This is a genomic window from Paenibacillus sp. URB8-2, assembly GCF_013393385.1.
Taxonomy (GTDB): Bacteria; Bacillota; Bacilli; order Paenibacillales; family Paenibacillaceae; genus Paenibacillus_AQ.
Map to the genome: position 1 here is coordinate 567,791 of NZ_AP023239.1, position 14,017 is coordinate 581,807.

The following is a 14,017-nucleotide window of genomic DNA, read 5'->3' on the forward strand; positions in this document are numbered from 1 at the left end:
GTCACCCTCCCCGGACGTTTCGAAAAGGTCCGCAAAGCCGCCCGCCGATTGACGGCTTTAAGGACAGCCCTGCGGGCCTTCTATTGGCTAAATAATCAGACTGCTGACCGTAAACGCGGTTCCGATAAAAACAAAGCACAGCAGCGTTTCCACCGCGACATTGCCCTGCTTCAGTTGGTTGGAGATTTTAAAGCTGATCGTGACCAGCTCGAAAATCCAGTACGTCGCCACCAGACAGACATAGCCGACAGCGAACCAGAGCACCATAAATCAGATCGAGGAATTCGTATAGGCCGCCACACCGAGAATAATCGCGGTCGCCAGAAATTTCCCGTCAAGCGCCAGACCTACGGCAACATTGCCGTTCTTCAGCTCCTCCCCCAAAAGGGAGAGCACTGAAAAACGAATCCAAATTTAGGTAAAAGGGTTGGCGAATCTTCGTCAGCCTTTTTGATGCTTTGGCACAGCGGAAAAGGTACTTCTCCGTTAAACTGGAGATGAGGTGAATGACATGCTGGAACTTCACAAACAACAAACGTTGTCCTTTCATAGTGAACTTTATCGGCTGATCCCCCCGGATCATCAGCTTATCCGTATCCACCAACTGATTGATTTTTCATTTATCCTGCCTTTTGTTCAAGAACAGTATGACTTGTACTAGGGCCGCCGGGCCAAAGATCCGGAAATGCTGTTTCGTTCACTATTTTTCCAAAATTGTACAACCTGTCAGACGAGCGAGTCATTGAGGAAGCCAAAGTCAATCTGGCATACAAGTGGTTTATTGGACTAAATCCCGAAGACCCATTGCCCGACCCGTCTCTGCTCTGTCTGTTTCGCATTCACAAGATTGGTGCTGGTGAAGTGGAGACGCTACTGGCCGAGGTTGTGAAACAGTGTGTGGCTCAAGGATTAGTGAAATCCTCGGCTCTGCTCATCGACGCCACGCATACCCACTCGAAGCATGTAGCCTCCAAACCGCTGCAAGTCTTGAAACAGGCCGCTCACCGCTTGCAGCGGGCGGTGAAAAAGCATACAGCAAACTGCTCAAAAACCTCCCGTCCATGCCGGTATTCGAGGGAGAATTCCGGGTGCAAGAGAAGCAGGCGCTCCGTTATCTGGATGAACTGGGCCAAGCGGTGGAAAGGCTGGTGCCGGATGCAGAAGGGAAACTTGGGCAGCGCCTGGAAGAAAGCCGCAAGATTGTGGAGGATGAACGGCTACTGGCCTGGAAAGGGGTGCAGTCAGCGATTGACCCGGACGCACGATTGGGCTGGAAGAGCGCGAAGGAATCCTTTTTCGGCTACAAGGAAAGTGTGGTGATGACCGAAGACGACTTGGTTACGTCGATGAAAGTGGAGCCAGGGAACGCAAGTGATTGTCCCGCGTTTGAAGGGCTGCGAATCCAGGCCATCTTGACGACCATTGCTGTAAATGCGAAGCGGATGGTGAAGCTGGCGAGTGTGCAAACCACGGGATGAGGGGGGGTTCTCCCTCATCCAGAGTGAAAAAAGAAGCGAAAAGCCCAAAAAAGTCGCGGTTGGTTGCTGTTCGCAACCAAAACCGCGACTTTTTCAGTGCTCTACCATTAAGCGGGCTAACCCTCCTTATTTACGAATTACAATGTGGTTACGTCAATAACGAACCGGTAACGCACATCGCTGCGGAGGACACGCTGATACGCTTCGTCTACCTGGTCCGCGCGGATTACCTCGATTTTGGGGGCAATGCCGTGCTCCGCGGAGAAATCGAGCATTTCTTGCGTTTCCCGGATTCCGCCAACGAGTGAACCTGCGATGCTGCGGCGGCCCATGATCAGGGAAAATACCTGGTACTTATCCGGTTCGGCCGGCGCACCGACATTGACAAGCGTTCCATCGATGCGAAGCAGCGATAAATAGGCATCAACGTCAAGATTGGCTGACACGGTATTTAGGATGAGGTCGAATTGACTGGCCAATGTTTTGAATGTAGCGGGATCGCTGGTTGCAAAATAATGATCGGCGCCAAAGCTCAGGGCTTCCTCTTTTTTACCGATAGATCGGCTCAAGACGGTGACTTCAGCACCCATCGCATGCGCATATTGAATGGCGAGGTGACCAAGACCCCCCACGCCCACAATGGCAACCTTCTTACCCGGGCCGGCGTTCCAGTGCTTCAAAGGAGAGTATGTCGTAATGCCCGCGCACAGCAGAGGGCTTGCCACATTCAGCTCCAGACTGTCCGGGATACGGACAACGAATCTTTCGGTTACCACTATTTGTTGGCTGTATCCGCCGTATGTCGGATTGCCGTCATAGTCCAGGGAGTTATAGGTGGCGACAAAGCCTTTCGTACAATATTGCTCCTCACCCTTAAGGCAGTATTCGCATTCCCCGCAGGAGTCAACAAAGCAGCCAACGCCAACGCGATCGCCAACCGCAAATTTGGTAACTTCTGTTCCTACGGCCGCCACAACACCGGCGATTTCGTGACCGGGAACCATGGGGAAAATTCCGCCGCCCCATTCATCGAATGCGCTGTGGATGTCGGAGTGGCAAATCCCGCTAAACTGAATATCGATCAGGACGTCATGAGGCCGTAAGGCTCTCCGCTCAATCGTGGTTTTTTCGAATGGCGCTTTGGCGCTGGAAACACTTAAAACTCGAGTTTGGCACATGTTTGTTCTCTACTCCTTTTCTTGTGAAGATATAAAACATTGATGCTTTAATGCACATCTGTCTAGTATTATAAACTGATTCATACGGCATGCAATTGTTAAATCAGCCGTATTTGTTCATTAATGAACAGATCATACATTTCTTTCTAATAAAGCCCCCAGTTGTCTGGCCAAAACATCCTGCGGGAACGGCTTTTCATTCATGAACCACCATTCCACCACCCCCACGTAAGCAGACGCAACAAACCTGACGATAAGCTCTTCATTTATTCCGTGATTTTTTCCTCCGGTCACGTCCACTTCTTTCCGGAATTCTTCGATTAGAAAGTTAAGGAACCGATTGCGGAAATAAGGAGCCCCTTTACTCGCCAGCATCAGCGAAAAGAAGGAATAATGGCTTTCGAAGTATTCGCAGAAGATTAGCGTCGCCTCGATAAAATCCAATTGACATGCCGATTCGCACAGCTTCCGCAGCTCGTCGATATGTTCTTCAATCAGCTTATCCAGCAGATCGAATTTATCCAGGTAATGAAGATAGATGGTTCCGCGGCTCACGTTTGCTCTGTCGGAGAGATCCTGTATCGTAATGTCATCAAAATTCTTTTCCGACATCAATTCAATTACAGCTTTTTTTAACGCTTCCTGCGTTTTGAGTATTCTTCGATCCACTTTGGACATTGAGGGTCACCATGCTTTCTTAAAAAATAATTTACACCTATAGAGTATCTGTTCAGTAATGAACAAATTGCGCTCAATTAACAATTGAAGTTGTTCTATATCCTCTTATAATTATAGACGGATGTATATTAATGTATCAATAATCAATATTTCCTGACAACGAATGAAAGAGGGAATCTTACATGTCCAATGAAAAAGAGCTTACAGGTGCACAAAAAGTGATTGGAGATTTTGCCCCGAAACTCGTGGAGCTTACCGACAATATTCTGTTTGGCGATGTATGGGAACGCAAGGAGCTTGCTCCGCGCGACCGCAGCTTGATTACCGTAGCCAGCCTGATTGCTGGCGGGAACACGGAACAACTGGGATTTCATTTGAACAAAGCGAAAGAGAACGGACTGTCGGAAGAAGAGCTTAAAGAAGTTATCATTCATCTTGCTTTTTACGCGGGTTGGCCGAAAGCGATGTCTGCCATTATGGTAGCCAAAGAATTGTTCTCAAAAGTGAAGTAGGGAGGTTCATTCATGAAATACCGCACAGTAGGAAAAACAGGGATTCAGGTCTCGAATTTATGCTTCGGTACGATGTCTTTTGGCGGCAACGCGGATGAAAAAACGTCCAAAGCCATGTTCAAGCGCTGCCGTGAAGCGGGGATCAACTTTTTTGATACAGCAAATGTTTATAGCGGGGGGCGTTCTGAAGAAATCCTGGGAAAGTGTATTGCGGATTGCCGGGACGAAATTGTACTGAGCACCAAAGTGTTCTATCCCATGGGAAAAGATATTAATGCAGGGGGGCTCTCCCGCCGCCACATCATGCTCGAAGTTGAAAATAGCCTGCGGCGTTTGAAAACGGATCGCATCGATTTTTACTTTGTGCATATGTTCGATGAGAAAACTCCGATGGAAGAAACGCTCCGTGCGCTTGACGACCTTCAGGCTCAGGGCAAAATTCTCTATCCGGCAGTAAGCAACTGGGCGGCTTGGCAGATTGCCAAGGCACTGGGGATTTCCGCAAAAGAGCAGCTTGCCCGTTTTGAATTAATCCAGCCGATGTTTAACCTGGTTAAGCGCCAGGCCGAGGTTGAAATTTTGCCGCTCGCTGCTTCCGAACAAATTGGAGTCATTTCCTATAGCCCGCTCGGAGCCGGGCTTCTTACGGGCAAATATGGAGTGAACAAACGGCCGGAGCAGGGGCGGCTCGTTGAAGAGAAGAGATATACGGATCGATACGCGGATGAAATGAATTTTGCCGTAGCCGACCGGTTTAATGCCTATGCCACAGATCGTGGCGTGAAGCCCTCGACGCTGGCCGTCGCCTGGGCAATGTCGCATCCTGTGATAACGGCGCCGATTATCGGGGCAAGAAACCTGGAGCAGCTTGAGGATTCGCTCGCCGCGGCCGCTGTGGACATGACTCCGGAGTGGCGGGACGAAATCTCGTCGCTTTCGGTTACTCCTGCACCCGCGACGGACCGCGGCGAAACGCTGCTGCCGATATGGACATAACTCCAACAGCGGGCGAACACAATATGAACAACACCTGGAAAATTTACTTGCTGGCCTTCATTACCTTCATGACTGCTACATCGGAGTTTATCATTGCAGGCATTTTGGATAAAGTAGCGGCCTCTGCCCATATTTCGGTATCGTCGGCAGGACAGCTAATCACGGTATTCGCGATTGCCAATGCAATCGGCACGCCTGTTGTAATGATGGCGATGGCGAAAATGGATCGGCGTAAGCTACTAATGCTTTCTCTGGGTGTCATTGTGCTCGGCAGCGTGTTGACAGTCGTCCTTCCCGGCTTCGGATTTCTCATCTTCTCTCGCGTTCTGCTTGCTATAGGAAGCGGGGTTTTTGCCACCATCGCCAAGACGCTCGCGTCAAAGCTGGCGCCGCCCGAACGCCGGGCCGGGGCGATTGCCACCGTTATAACGGGGGCCAGTGCAGCCCTCATTGCCGGCGTCCCCATTGGCCGTGTTGTGGCCGCAGCTTACGATTGGAGGGTCATCTTCTGGGGGATCGGTATTCTCAGCCTTCTGGCCATCTTCACTGTGGCTCGAATGATTCCGGCCACAAATGGCGAGGAAGCCGTCCCTCTGGGCAAGCAGCTCGCTCTTTTGAAGAATCCAAAAATCTTAATTGGCCTTGGTGTAATATTCTTCTGGCAATTAGGGTATGCGGTACTCTTTTCATATATCGCTCCCTTCCTGCTAACCGTCCCACGGATGAGCGAACGGGAAGTGAGCGCTGCTCTATTTGCCTTCGGCATCGCTACGTTGATAGGCTCCAAGTTCGGCGGATTTCTGACGGACCGGATCGGTATCCCCCGGACGCTTGTGGGTGGCATGGTTGTCCATGTCATCGCTCTTGTGCTGCTGTCCACAATCGCCGGATCAGCCACTGTTGCCATTCCACTATTGATGCTGTGGGCTTTCTCGGCATGGTCGTCCGGCCCGGGTATGCAGTATAACCTGGTCTTGCTCGCTCCGGAAGCCTCAGGAATCATGCTCAGCCTGTACGGTTCCATCTTACAGCTCAGCATAGCCGCAGCCGCCGGAATCGGGGGAATTGCCGTGAGAAGCGCATCGATGCCGGCGGTCAGCTGGACCGGGGCTGCATCCGTTGCGGTTGCTCTATGTATTGCGGCCGTCTCATTTGGCCTTGCCCGTTCGTCCCACAATAGTATAGCGATGAAGTGACGGGGGATTCTCCCGTGCTGTAAAAAATGCTGGAAGAAGCAGCCGAACGCAGAGTGCTGCCGTACTGAATCATCAATAATAAGATAGCTTTTCACCTGCCGGTATATGAAACTGCCCTCAATTCATCATCTTATGAGGCAGTTTTTTTATTTTTCCTTCAAGTGCTTGATGTCCGCTCTGATGCCGGACCATACTACGATCGGCAGTGTAGTAGGAGTGAGAGGATTAGGCAAAAATTTGAGACGAATGGGATAGCGGCCCTTTTTCAATTATTGGATAATAAGGGTATGCCCTGCCTTGGCGGAATGAGGCCTATACCAAACAAAGGAGTTGTGCCACTTATGGATTATGTCAAACTTGGCCGTACCGGTCTGGAAGTCTCCCGATTATGTCTTGGCTGCATGAGTTATGGGGTGCCCGAACGCGGAATGGCTCCCTGGTCGCTGAATGAAGAGGAGAGCAGACCCTTCATTAAAAGAGCGCTGGAGCTCGGGATTAACTTTTTCGATACGGCAAATGTGTACTCCGACGGAACAAGCGAAGAAATTGTCGGACGCGCCCTGAAGGAATATACCCGCCGGGATGAGGTGGTCATCGCGACAAAGGTATTTTTCCGTATGAGTCCGGGCCCAAATGGTGCGGGACTTTCCCGCAAGGCAATCCTGAGCGAAGTTGATAACAGCCTGAAACGGCTGGGTACGGATTACATTGACTTGTACCAGATCCACCGTTGGGATAATACGACGCCGATTGAAGAGACGATGGAGGCGCTCCATGATGTCGTGAAGGCAGGCAAGGCCAGATATATCGGAGCGTCTTCCATGTATGCTTGGCAGTTCCTAAAGGCGCAGCATATTGCCGAACGCAACGGCTGGACCAAGTTTGTCTCCATGCAGAATTTCTACAATTTACTGTACAGGGAAGAAGAGAGGGAGATGCTGCCGCTTTGCCTTGAAGAGGGAATCGGCGTCATTCCGTGGAGTCCGCTTGCCAGAGGCAAGCTAACCCGGGATTGGGAGGAACAGACCGCCCGTTCGGAGAAAGACGCAGCCGGACAAGCATTTTATTCGAAAATGGCCGACGCCGACCGCAAGGTGGTGGAGAAAGTGGCCGAGATTGCCGCCAAACGGGACATTCCGCGCGCGCAGGTTGCCCTTGCGTGGGTGCTGCAAAAGGAGGCGGTAACCGCCCCGATCATCGGCGCAACAAAGCCCCATCACCTGGAGGATGCCGTAGCCGCGCTGTCGGTTAAGCTGGATGCTGACGAAATGGCGAGCCTTGAGGAGCCTTATGTACCGCACCCGGTTCTGGGTAATCTTAGCTAGGGCGGGCCATTATTCACTTTATTTAGTTAAGTTCGGTTCAGAGAGACTTACCGCCCCAAGGTCATTATTGATCTTGGGGCATTTTTTTGCGGAACCCAAAAATATTGAACATCTGACAAAGAACTTAGAATTTAAAGCGCTTTCACATCCCCTTATAATCAAGTCAGGACACAAGAAAGGGGCCGCATACCATGTCGAACCTGTTTTACAAGCCAGAGGGGGCTTGGGTGGGAGATCTCATTCCCTTTTACAAAGACGGTACATTCCGGTTGTTCTATCTCCATGATTGGAGGGAGAATAAGAGTATTCACGGAGAAGGAACCTCCTGGTTCGAGCTCCGCACAAGCGATTTCGTGCACTACGAGGAAAAAGGCGAAATGTTGAAGCATGGAAGCGTGAGCGAGCAAGACTTGAATTGTTATACCGGCTCCATCATTGAAGCCGAAGGCGAATTTCATCTGTTCTATACGGGCCTGAATCCGTACCCGGACTTCACTGAGGACGGCGAGCCGCTCCAATGCGTCATGCACGCCGTGAGCAAGGATATGGAGTCGTGGCGGAAAATTCCCGAGGACACCTTCTACTCTGACGGGATTCAATATGAAAGGCATGACTGGCGCGATCCCTTCGTGTTCTGGAACGAGGAGGAGAGGGAATACTGGATGCTGCTCGCCGCTAGGAATAAGGAAGGCCCGTCCCGGCGCCGGGGGTGCATTGCATTGTGCGCTTCCGAGGATCTGAGGAAATGGGAAATCCGCAAGCCGTTTTGGGACCCGAAAATGTACATTACCCACGAGTGTCCGGACTTGTTCCGGATCGGGGAATGGTGGTATCTGGTATACTCCACATTCTCGGACCGGTTCGTCACCCATTACCGCATGAGCAAATCGTTAAGCGGGCCTTGGACGGCGCCGAGGAACGACGCGTTTGACGCCAGAGCGTTCTATGCCGCGAAGACATGGAGCGACGGAAACCGGCGGTACGCGTTCGGTTGGGACCCCAGCAGGGAGAACGAGGATGATTACGGGGATTGGCAGTGGGCCGGCAATTTAGTCGTGCACGAGGTCGTTCAAGAACCGGACGGAACGTTGACGGTGCGCATACCGGAGACCGTGTCTCGGCATTTTGCAAACAGGCAGGCTGCGGAGTGGGGCTTACGGCTCGGGGAGTGGAAGGTATCCGAAGAACGTATCTCTGCGGCGGCTGACGAAACCTTCTCCTGCATTGCGGCCGGCTCCATGCCCGAAACGTGCATGATTTCAGCCCGGCTATCCTTCTCCGAAGGGATGAGAAGCTGCGGCATCATGCTGCGGGCTAGCGAAGATCTGGATGAAGCCTACTATGTTCGCCTTGAACCAATTCATAACCGGCTCGTGTTCGACATGTGGCCCCGGAGGGTGAAGGGCGAGGCGCAGTGGCATATCAATGGCGACCGCCCTCATGCGGTTGAGCTTGAAGTGCCGATTGAATTGCAAGCGGATACGGTATATGATATCCGGATCGTGGTGGAGAATTCCGTATGCGTCGTGTACTTGGCAGACCGGGTCGCGATGACGACACGCCTTTATAATCTGAAAACCGGAAGCTGGGGCTGCTTTGTCCAGGAAGGTAGGGCGCAATTTGAGCAGGCAACTTTATCCGTTCCAAGCGAACAGGAGGTAGTATAGATGAAACGTTACGTCAAATGGCTGGTTCTCGCGTTATCGCTTGTAGTGCTGACGGCAATAGTAAGCGCTTGCGGAGGCGGCAGCAATACAGGCAGCGCTGCGGAAAATGGTTCGGGAGCTCCTGCGAACGAGGGGAAGAAAGCGGACAAGAAAACCTACAAATGGTTCGTGGCCCGCGGCGTAGACAGTCCTCCGGCCGTTACCGTTAAGGAAATCGCTGATGAATTCTCGAAGACGCATCCGGAATTCGAGCTGGTTCTGGAAGGTACGGGCGACCGCCCATCCTATTTGCAGAAGCTGCGGACATTGATCGCGAGCAACGAGATGCCCGCCATGTTCGACACCGATCCCGACGCCTATGCTTCCAAGCTGGTGGAGAAGGGCAAGCTGGTCGATATGAAGAAACTGCTGCAGGACCTTGGGAAATACGACGCGTTCCGACCGGTTGCCCTGCAATATCAGCAGTTCGCAGACGGCAGCATGTACACTCTCCCGATCGAATACGGGATCGAGGTATTCTGGTACAACATCAAGATGTTTAAGGATCTTGGCCTGGAACCGCCAAAGACGTTCGATGAGTTCATGAAGGTATCCGAGACGCTCAAGCAGAACGGGATTACGCCGATTGCCGTCGACGGCAAGGACAAATGGCCGGTTCTCCGGTACCTGGCGTTCGAGCCTTTCCGCATGACCGGCAATGATTTTATCGAGAACGTAAAGCAAGGCAAGGCCTCCTTCAAGGACCCGGCGGGCATGGCAGGCATTAAACTCGTTCACGAACTGGGCACCAAAGGGTACTTCCAGCAAGGGTTTTCTTCAACGGATTATACAGCTGCGCGCGATTTGTTCCTGGCCGGCAAGACCGGTATCTACTACATGGGTTCGTGGGAAACGATGAATTTCGCCAACGACAAAGTGAGCGAGGACATGAAGGACAACATCGGATTCTTCAGGCTTCCCATGATGGAAGGCGCCAAGACGGCGGAGAATGATTATTTCATTAATTCGGGCATCGGCGTTGCATTCAATCAGGAGACCTTCGACGATACGATGAAGGAATTCGTCAAATTCCTCCTGGAGAAATACCCGGAAGCTTATACGAAAAAAGGCCAATTCTCGCCTTTCAATTATTCGCTGGATCAGGCGCAAGGGATGCCGGAGGTTTTCTATAAAATTCAGGACGAAATTGCAAAGTCCGGAAGCGTCTTCGCGGTGCCGTGGGATACGCGCCTCGACCCGGCCACAAATGAGCTGCTTGGCAACGAGCTGAACGCCTTGGCTCTCGGAGCCCATACCCCGGATGATTTTGCGGAATTAATGGATCAGGCGATTAAAGAAAACGCGCCGAAATATTTCAAATAACCACGCTGATAAGCATGCTGAACAACCGGCCAGCCGGATTTTCGGTTGGCCGGAATGAAGCACAAAATTTATAAGTGGGGAATGAGCAAAGGTATGGATAAAATCCTCCGCAACCGCAAAGCCGTTCTCGTCTTCCTGCTGCCGGCATTGCTCGTGTATTTGTTCACCGTTCTGGCGCCCATCCTCTGGTCGATGTATTTCAGCTTCTTCTCCTGGGACGGGGTTTCCGATATGGTCTATATCGGCTTTGACAATTATGCCAAGATGTTCGGCGGCGACAAGACGTTCTGGAAGGCATTCAGCAACAACCTGATCTATGTTTTCATTATTGTGGCCATGCAGGTGTTTCTCGGATTGTTAGTTGCCATCTTGCTGACCAGCATCACCAAAGGCAGAGAACTATTTAAAACGCTGTATTTCGCTCCCGCAATTATCACATCGGTAGCCATAGCGCAGCTGTTCACAAGCGTATACTCGTTCGAACCGGTCGGAATATTGAATTTTATTCTGCAGCAACTCGGTCTTGGAGAGTGGAGCAAGCCTTGGCTGTCCGACCTGAAGTGGGCGCTTGGCGCCGTATCGGTGCCCGAAGGCTGGCGCTACATCGGTCTTTATATGATCATCTTGTATACTGCGCTCATTTCCATTCCTTCCGATCTCGAGGAAGCCGCGAGAATTGACGGAGCTTCTTCCTGGAACCTGTTTTGTTCGATCAAAATGCCGCTGATTAAGCCGGTACTGATGGTTTCAATTATTATGGCTACTACGGGAGCTTTAAAAGGGCTCGACATCCCGTATCTCATGACGAACGGGGGACCGGGCCGCGTGACGGAACTGCTGCCGACTTATATGTACAAAACCGCATTTTCCAGTCTGAACTTCGGCTATGGCAGCGCGATGGCTGTATTTATCGTCATTGAGAGCCTCATTGCCGTCGCCTTTATCAGACGGATGATGGACAGTAAGGAGACCTGAAAATGAAATATTCTCGCTATTCCAAGGCGGTTCTTGCGGTTATTTCCTTGGTTTTGCTCGTCATTCAAGTGTATCCGCTCATATGGGTGTTCATCTCCAGTTTTAAGGCGCCCACCGATTTTTCCGGCGATAACCCGCTTAGCCTGCCCAGCCAATTTACATTGGATAATTATCTGAACGTTTGGCGCAAAGGGAATTTGGGCACTTATTTTTCCAACAGTATCATCGTCGCCGTAACGACCATCGTTCTGGTGATTCTGTTCAGCGCCATGGCCGCTTTCGTGATTGAGAAGATGCGTTTTAAATGGAGCCAAAGCGTGCTGTTCCTGTTCCTGTGCGGCATCATGATCCCGATTCAGGTCGTGCTCATCCCGCTGTTCATTCTGTATAACAAAACGGGGATTATCAATACGCTGACTTCTCTAATTTTGCCCCAAGTAGGTTTTGCTCTGCCGATCTCGATCTACCTTTTTGTCTGCTTCTACAAATACATCTCGAATGAGATTATGGAGGCCGCTGTCATGGACGGCTGCGGAATTTACCAGGTGTTCTGGCGGATGATTTTCCCCCTTTCCCGCAATACGATCGTCACGGTTGTCGTCATGAATCTGATTTTCATCTGGAATGAGTTTATCTTCGCCAATACGTTCATTCACGACCTGAGCTCGCGGACCCTTCCGGTTGGTCTGATGGATTACATCGGCCAGTACGGCCTGACGGATTGGGGAGCGACCTATGCGGCAATCAGCATTACGACAATCCCGACCATGCTGGTGTACTTCATTTTTAACAAGAGCGTGATTTCCGGCATGACTGCTGGAGCGACGAAAGGTTGATCTACCATCTGCCTTGGGCTGAAGGTATACTGAAGGTACAGGCTTTATACTATTCTTAAGGGCAGAGGGATTTCATGAAAATAACCCGGCCGTTCCTGTCGATCAGCATCCGGAGCAAGATTATCATTTTATCCATCGCCTGCTCCCTGCTACCGCTTGTCCTGATCGCTTCCTTAACCTTTGTTTATTTGAGCAAGGTGGTCGAGAACAAGGTGTCCGATACTACCTCCAATCTGCTCGGCTCCATCAACTGGAATATCCAGACTTTCGTGAACGACGTCGAAACGATTTCGAAACTGATGCTGTCTTCCCGCGACGTTCAAAGCTTCCTTTCTTATGACAAGAATGATTTCAAGAAAATCTATGACCTTCAGAATGCCACCCGCAACCTGATCGTCAATATTTCCAACAACAAATCGTATATACGTTACGTTTATGTTGGCAGTGAGCAAAGGGAACTGATCATCACGAACCAGTGGGACCGATTAACTTATGATCATATCTATCAGGAGGTCTCCCGGTCGAAATGGTATCGGCAGGTGGGCGACATGGGCGGCAGAGGATTGTGGCTGAGCAGCAATGAAGTCCGTCTCGTCAAAAATAGTCCGGATTTGCTGCTGTACGGCAAACGATTAAACAACCTGGATACGCTCGAACCGATCGGCATGCTGATCATTTCCATTGATAGACGGGTCTTCGACGAAATGTTCAAAGACATTACCAATGCGGAAAACGGGCATCTTATGATTCTGGATCAAAATCAGGTCATCTTTTACAACTCCCGAACCGCCGATTTGAAGCAGATTCCGCAAAAGGAATTGAACCTGCTCTATGATCTGCCTGAACGGGGCACCCGTATTGATACGGTGGGCGGAGAACGTTATGTCGTCACCTTCGATACGAATCCGGGAACCCGGTGGAAAGTGGTCAGCATGATCCCCTATTCCAACATCAATTCGGAAATCGTCTTGATTCGCAATGTTACGCTTTCCTTGACGCTGGTGGCTTTCCTGCTCGCCGCCTATGGTTCGTACCTGATCTCTAAACGGATCACCAAGCAGTTGACCTTGCTCTCTTCCGTCGCCCGAAAAGCGGCCAAACGGGAGGAAATAGACGGCATCCTCTTTGAGGAGAAGGACGAAATCGGAAAGATCGGCAATCAATTCCTTCGGACCTTCCGCACCAACAGCGAACTGTCGGATAAGCTGATGGAAGCCAAGCTGAAGGAGAAGGAAGCGGAGCTGCATGCGCTGCAGAGTCAGATCAACCCTCATTTCCTATACAATACGCTGAATTCCATCTATCTGATGGCGGAACGAATCGGCGCCAAAAATATTTCCAAAATGGTCATGTCTCTTTCCAACTTTTTTAAATTAAGCTTGAACAACGGAGACTATATTACGACTGTCGGCAATGAAATCGACCAGGTGAAAAATTATCTGGAGATTCAAAACATCCGCTATAACGGAAAATTTGAGGTGGCCATCGACCTGGAGCCGGGAATCGAGCAGATCCCGATGTTGAAGCTCCTGATCCAGCCGCTGGTGGAGAATGCGATCTTTCATGGAATTGAGCTAAAAGAGGACAAAGGGAACATTGCCATTCGGGCCCGAAGAGAAGGGGAGACGCTTGTATTTGAAGTAGAGGATGACGGAGTAGGTTTTGATTCGGCGGTTACGCGGCCAAGGGGATATGCGTTGAGGAATATACAGGAGAGAATCCAATTGCATTACGGCCATGACCGCGGGATTCGCATAGACAGCGTTCCGGGCGCCGGAACCAAAGTTACCCTTGAGATCGGCATCATCGATTAA

13 protein-coding genes and 2 pseudogenes are annotated in these 14,017 nt (G+C 50.9%); 11 read left to right on the forward strand and 4 right to left on the reverse strand.

Features of this window, described 5'->3' with window-relative positions:
* Positions 1–87: 87 nt before the first annotated feature.
* Positions 88–378, reverse strand: a pseudogene (locus PUR_RS02700) (DUF350 domain-containing protein); the annotation flags it as partial.
* Between the two features lie 336 nt (positions 379–714).
* Between PUR_RS02700 and PUR_RS26475 the strand changes: the two are divergent.
* Positions 715–873, forward strand: a pseudogene (locus tag PUR_RS26475) (transposase); the annotation flags it as partial.
* A gap of 36 nt (positions 874–909) precedes the next feature.
* On the opposite strand, the gene PUR_RS26270 reads toward PUR_RS26475, so the two are convergent.
* Positions 910–1,032 carry a hypothetical protein gene (locus PUR_RS26270; protein ID WP_269474695.1) on the reverse strand — a complete coding sequence of 41 codons (123 nt, stop codon included), beginning with the start codon at positions 1,030–1,032 and terminating at the stop codon, positions 910–912.
* A gap of 56 nt (positions 1,033–1,088) precedes the next feature.
* Between PUR_RS26270 and PUR_RS25910 the strand changes: the two genes are divergently transcribed.
* Positions 1,089–1,478 (forward strand): hypothetical protein, encoded by a 390-nt coding sequence (locus tag PUR_RS25910; RefSeq protein WP_232101690.1) that lies wholly within the window; start codon positions 1,089–1,091, stop codon positions 1,476–1,478.
* A 137-nt stretch (positions 1,479–1,615) separates the two neighbouring features.
* Here the strand turns inward: PUR_RS25910 and PUR_RS02715 are convergent, their stop codons facing one another.
* The gene (locus tag PUR_RS02715) at positions 1,616–2,656 is read right to left on the reverse strand and encodes an NAD(P)-dependent alcohol dehydrogenase (RefSeq protein ID WP_179033915.1); all 1,041 of its coding nucleotides are present in this window, start codon (positions 2,654–2,656) and stop codon (positions 1,616–1,618) included.
* Between the two features lie 132 nt (positions 2,657–2,788).
* Entirely contained in the window at positions 2,789–3,334 is a 546-nt protein-coding gene (locus PUR_RS02720; protein ID WP_179033916.1) for a TetR/AcrR family transcriptional regulator, read from the reverse strand.
* A gap of 182 nt (positions 3,335–3,516) precedes the next feature.
* On the opposite strand from PUR_RS02720, the gene PUR_RS02725 reads away from it, so the two are divergent.
* The 9 genes from PUR_RS02725 to PUR_RS02765 all read left to right on the forward strand — a co-directional run bounded on the left by PUR_RS02725 (position 3,517) and on the right by PUR_RS02765 (position 14,017).
* A complete protein-coding gene (locus tag PUR_RS02725; protein WP_179033917.1) occupies positions 3,517–3,846 on the forward strand; it encodes a carboxymuconolactone decarboxylase family protein in 330 nt (109 codons plus the stop codon).
* Between the two features lie 12 nt (positions 3,847–3,858).
* Complete coding sequence (locus PUR_RS02730) at positions 3,859–4,842, forward strand: aldo/keto reductase (RefSeq protein WP_179033918.1); 984 nt, start codon at positions 3,859–3,861, stop codon at positions 4,840–4,842.
* Between the two features lie 23 nt (positions 4,843–4,865).
* A complete protein-coding gene (locus PUR_RS02735; RefSeq protein WP_179033919.1) occupies positions 4,866–6,038 on the forward strand; it encodes an MFS transporter in 1,173 nt (390 codons plus the stop codon).
* A 341-nt stretch (positions 6,039–6,379) separates the two neighbouring features.
* Positions 6,380–7,363, forward strand: a complete 984-nt coding sequence (locus PUR_RS02740) for an aldo/keto reductase (protein WP_179033920.1) — start codon at positions 6,380–6,382, stop codon at positions 7,361–7,363.
* A 191-nt stretch (positions 7,364–7,554) separates the two neighbouring features.
* On the forward strand, positions 7,555–9,030 hold the full coding sequence (locus tag PUR_RS02745) for a family 43 glycosylhydrolase (RefSeq protein WP_179033921.1): 1,476 nt from the start codon (positions 7,555–7,557) through the stop codon (positions 9,028–9,030).
* Entirely contained in the window at positions 9,031–10,392 is a 1,362-nt protein-coding gene (locus PUR_RS02750; protein ID WP_179033922.1) for an ABC transporter substrate-binding protein, read from the forward strand.
* Between the two features lie 54 nt (positions 10,393–10,446).
* Positions 10,447–11,367 carry a carbohydrate ABC transporter permease gene (locus tag PUR_RS02755; RefSeq protein WP_232101691.1) on the forward strand — a complete coding sequence of 307 codons (921 nt, stop codon included), beginning with the start codon at positions 10,447–10,449 and terminating at the stop codon, positions 11,365–11,367.
* A gap of 2 nt (positions 11,368–11,369) precedes the next feature.
* A complete protein-coding gene (locus tag PUR_RS02760; RefSeq protein WP_179033923.1) occupies positions 11,370–12,203 on the forward strand; it encodes a carbohydrate ABC transporter permease in 834 nt (277 codons plus the stop codon).
* 74 nt (positions 12,204–12,277) lie between these two features.
* On the forward strand, positions 12,278–14,017 hold the full coding sequence (locus tag PUR_RS02765; RefSeq protein WP_179033924.1) for a sensor histidine kinase: 1,740 nt from the start codon (positions 12,278–12,280) through the stop codon (positions 14,015–14,017).

Coding starts and splice junctions, on each gene's coding strand:
- PUR_RS02720 (WP_179033916.1), bottom strand. CDS start 3,334: ATGTCCAAAGTGGATCGAAGAATACTCAAAACGCAGGAAGCGTTAAAA.
- PUR_RS26270 (WP_269474695.1), bottom strand. CDS start 1,032: ATGCTTTTTCACCGCCCGCTGCAAGCGGTGAGCGGCCTGTTTCAAGAC.
- PUR_RS02715 (WP_179033915.1), bottom strand. CDS start 2,656: ATGTGCCAAACTCGAGTTTTAAGTGTTTCCAGCGCCAAAGCGCCATTC.
- PUR_RS02765 (WP_179033924.1), top strand. CDS start 12,278: ATGAAAATAACCCGGCCGTTCCTGTCGATCAGCATCCGGAGCAAGATT.
- PUR_RS02750 (WP_179033922.1), top strand. CDS start 9,031: ATGAAACGTTACGTCAAATGGCTGGTTCTCGCGTTATCGCTTGTAGTG.
- PUR_RS02745 (WP_179033921.1), top strand. CDS start 7,555: ATGTCGAACCTGTTTTACAAGCCAGAGGGGGCTTGGGTGGGAGATCTC.
- PUR_RS02735 (WP_179033919.1), top strand. CDS start 4,866: ATGAACAACACCTGGAAAATTTACTTGCTGGCCTTCATTACCTTCATG.
- PUR_RS02740 (WP_179033920.1), top strand. CDS start 6,380: ATGGATTATGTCAAACTTGGCCGTACCGGTCTGGAAGTCTCCCGATTA.
- PUR_RS02725 (WP_179033917.1), top strand. CDS start 3,517: ATGTCCAATGAAAAAGAGCTTACAGGTGCACAAAAAGTGATTGGAGAT.
- PUR_RS02760 (WP_179033923.1), top strand. CDS start 11,370: ATGAAATATTCTCGCTATTCCAAGGCGGTTCTTGCGGTTATTTCCTTG.
- PUR_RS02755 (WP_232101691.1), top strand. CDS start 10,447: ATGAAGCACAAAATTTATAAGTGGGGAATGAGCAAAGGTATGGATAAA.
- PUR_RS02730 (WP_179033918.1), top strand. CDS start 3,859: ATGAAATACCGCACAGTAGGAAAAACAGGGATTCAGGTCTCGAATTTA.